This window comes from Pseudonocardia sp. D17 (genome assembly GCF_036984265.1).
Classification (GTDB): Bacteria; Actinomycetota; Actinomycetes; order Mycobacteriales; family Pseudonocardiaceae; genus Pseudonocardia; species Pseudonocardia benzenivorans.
Map to the genome: position 1 here is coordinate 1 of NZ_BPRG01000132.1, position 3,253 is coordinate 3,253.

A 3,253-nucleotide genomic window follows, 5' to 3' on the forward strand; every position below is an offset into this window, starting at 1 on the left:
CTCCGCGATCCGGCCGGACATCATCGTGCGGGCCGGGCTCTCGATGCTCACAGCAGTACCTCCGGGTTTAACGAAACCTTGTGTTGCCGCGACAGACTCCACAGAACGATGGTCATGTTTCGAACTCCGAGCACAATCAAGTCTTCGAATTGGATTTGCGCAAGAAGTTCATCACCGCAGAGGTCAATCGTGTCGCAGACTCGGGGTGGGTACTTATTGCGTGAGGCGCGTCCGGGAGGTAGAGCATCTCGTGGGCGGGTATACGACCAGCGACTTCCGCACCGAGGCGCGGACCGGTGATCCAGTCGTGTGGGCCGGACTGAATAATCAGGGTAGGGCACGATATTTGTGGAAGATCCGGAATGGTGTTGTGAGTACGACTGGCGTCGATCAGTGCCAAATGCCCATCAGTCGCATAACGGATGTCTGCCCAGGATCCCTGGGGGCCGAGGAGGTCGTCGTGATGTGTCGCGAAGTAGTCCGGTAGGTAGCACATGGTCGCGCAGGCACTCTGGAAGGACTCAAACGAGTTGAGTCGGAGCTGGTAGAGCGCGTCGAACTGGGCCGCCAGCAATGGATCTGCGTAAGCCCACGATTGTCCGAGGATCGCGCTGATCACGATGTCTGGATGACGGAGGGCGACCTGTTGAGCGATGCATCCGCCGAGTCCACCCCGTCCGTACAGGTGCGCCTGTGGAATGCCCAGCGCGGTCAGGAGAGCGCGCACATCGTCGGCGTAGAGATGAGTACTGGGTTCCCTGCCCAGCCCGCCAATAGATCGCCCGATGCCTCGATGGTCGTAGACGATCAGCTGGAACTCGTCCAGCAGCTCGCGGGGGTAACTCGCGAACCCGTGCCCGGCGCCCGTCCCCCAGCCGGTAAGGCACACAACGGGCGTCCCCTTGCCTATGACTTCGTAATACATCATGAAGTCATCGATCGGGACGTGTGGCACGACGCCTCCTACGGTGCAGTGATGGGATCGGCTCTTGGGCGGGCACGTGGCTTTGGCTCAGCCCGTTTGCCAGCGGTCCAAGAAATGGGTCAACGCCTCCTGGGTCGAGGCGGCCCGAGAGATACGCCGAGTCCGTCATCGCTCCGTCGGCGCGGACACGAGTCATGGTCGGCCCTCCCTTTAGGAGCGTAAGGTCGGGCGCGAGGGGTGTCTGGCGGGAGAGGCGCTCGAATGCGTGCCCGGCTCGACAACAGGCATTCTCGTTCCAGGGGCGGGCTGTGAACTGGATCGACAGTGGCATTCCGGCGGTGGTGAGACCGGCGGGGACCGCGAGAGCGGGGAACCCTGTGAGGTTTGCGTGTGCGGTCAGCAGCGCGTACCCGTGATGGAGGGGTACGGTCTCGTTGTCTATGGTGAGTTCCAGCTGGTCCAGCCGGGGGGCAGTGGTCACGGTGGTGGGCGTGAGCAGGACGTCGACCGGGTCCAACGCGGCGTAGGTGCGACGCTGCGCGTCGGCGCGTCGCTGGAGGAGCTCGAAGTAGGCGGCTGCGGCCACTCCGCGACCGGTGCCCAGACGGCGGACCGTCACGGGATCCATGCTGTCGTGATGGTTCGCGTGGCTCTCGTGCACCCACGATGCTTCCGCGAAGACGATTTCGTAGGACAAGTCGTGTAATTCCCGGGCCGGCGGCAGTCCGGTGAGCGGAATGATCTGGGCGCCGGCGTCACGAAAGATGTCGGTGGCGTCCGCAACCGCCCGCGCCGTCGCGGAGTCGACAAGCGACTCCCACCACTCCGGCGCGATACCAATACGGAGAGAGCGAACGTCCACCGCTGAGTGCGTCGGCTCATAGTCGGCGGGGACCGTGCGCGGATCATGCGGGTCGAATCCGGCAATGATGTTCAGCAGCCGGGACGCATCCGAAACCGTGCGGGCCATTGGACCGACGACCTCGGCATGCCACGAGCACGGCATCACGCCGCGGCGACTGACTCGCCCCATCGTCGGCTTCAGACCGACGACGCCGCTCCAGGCTGCCGGCATTCGGACCGAGCCGCCGGCGTCGGTCCCGACGGCGAGGGGAATGGTGCCGGCCGCGAGGCCGGCGGCCGCTCCGCACGAGGATCCGCCGGTCCAGTGCTGAAGGTTCCAGGGGTTACGCGTGGGCCCGAAGCTGGGGTTGAGCGGACCACCGATGCCGAACTCGGTCGTCGCGTCCTTTGTCACGACGATCGCGCCCGCGGCGCGGAGTCGGGCGACGACTGTGGCGTCGGTCTGCGCGCGTCGACCCAGATAGATGCTGGAGCCGCCCGTGCACGGATGGCCAGCGACATCGATGACGTCCTTGACCCCAACGGGGATGCCCTCGAGAGGGCGAGGCGCCCCGGCGCGCCAACGCTCCGTGGACTGGGTTGCAGCGTCAATGGCGGCATCCGACGTGGTGTGCCAATGGGCATTGATGACCGGATTGACCGCGGCGATGCGTTCAAGCGTGCGGGAAACTATCTCTCGTGGAGAGAACTCGCCCTTATGGTAGCCGGCGAGGATTTCGGATGCGGTGTCGGGGACGAGGTCGCTCGTCACGTCGGAGTCCCAACGAGTCGTCGGGTGACTTGCGTCAGCCGAACACCTTGGAGCCTGCAGGCCTGCAGGGCCTCGTCGTCGGGCGCGGCCGATTTCCGGGACACGAACGAGCCCCCGTAGGGGTTGCCGGACTCCATCAGATGTGGGTCGGTGTAGCCGAGCGGGACGACGATCGAGCCCCAGTGGTAGAAGATGTTGTTGATCGCGAGGATCGTTGACTCCAGGCCGCCGTGTCGTGTCGAGGCGCTGGTGAAGGCCGTCCCGAGCTTGTCGACGAGCTTGCCCTGCATCCAGAGTCCCCCGGTGGTGTCGAGGAACTCCTTGAGCTGGCCGGCCGGCCCGCCGAAACGTGTGGGGCTCCCGAGTGCGATGCCGTCGGCCCATTCGAGGTCGGCGAGGGTGGCGGTCTCGTCGTAGGGGTTGTCCTCGACCCAGGCGCGCCAGCGCAGGTTGCGATCGATCGCCTCGGCCGGGGCGAGCTCGGCGACGGGCCGTACCCGCACTTGGGCGCCCTCCTTGGCCGCGCCCTCGGCGAGCGCCTCGGCCATCGCCGCGACGTTGCCGGTCGCGGAGTAGAACACCACGGCGATACGCGGCGCCAGGTGGTCACCGCTGATCGGGTTACCGCTGCTCACCTGATCACCGCCGGTCACGAGATCACGGCCTTGCCCGCGAGCAGCGACTTCGCGACGACGGTGCGCAGCACGTCGTTG

3 protein-coding genes are annotated in these 3,253 nt (G+C 65.8%); all 3 read right to left on the minus strand.

The annotated features are described in order from the left end of the window. Positions 1–136: 136 nt before the first annotated feature. The 3 genes from PSD17_RS20535 to wrbA are packed head-to-tail and all read right to left on the minus strand — an operon-like array spanning position 137 to position 3,142. A complete protein-coding gene (locus PSD17_RS20535) occupies positions 137–955 on the minus strand; it encodes an alpha/beta fold hydrolase (protein WP_013678711.1) in 819 nt (272 codons plus the stop codon). Beyond that, positions 933–2,540 carry an amidase gene (locus tag PSD17_RS20540; RefSeq protein ID WP_013678710.1) on the minus strand — a complete coding sequence of 536 codons (1,608 nt, stop codon included), beginning with the start codon at positions 2,538–2,540 and terminating at the stop codon, positions 933–935. The genes PSD17_RS20535 and PSD17_RS20540 overlap by 23 nt, the downstream gene beginning before the upstream one ends. Then, positions 2,537–3,142, minus strand: coding sequence for an NAD(P)H:quinone oxidoreductase (gene wrbA, locus PSD17_RS20545; RefSeq protein ID WP_041763398.1), 606 nt, complete (start codon positions 3,140–3,142; stop codon positions 2,537–2,539). Before wrbA ends, PSD17_RS20540 begins: the two co-directional genes overlap by 4 nt. Positions 3,143–3,253: the final 111 nt, after the last annotated feature.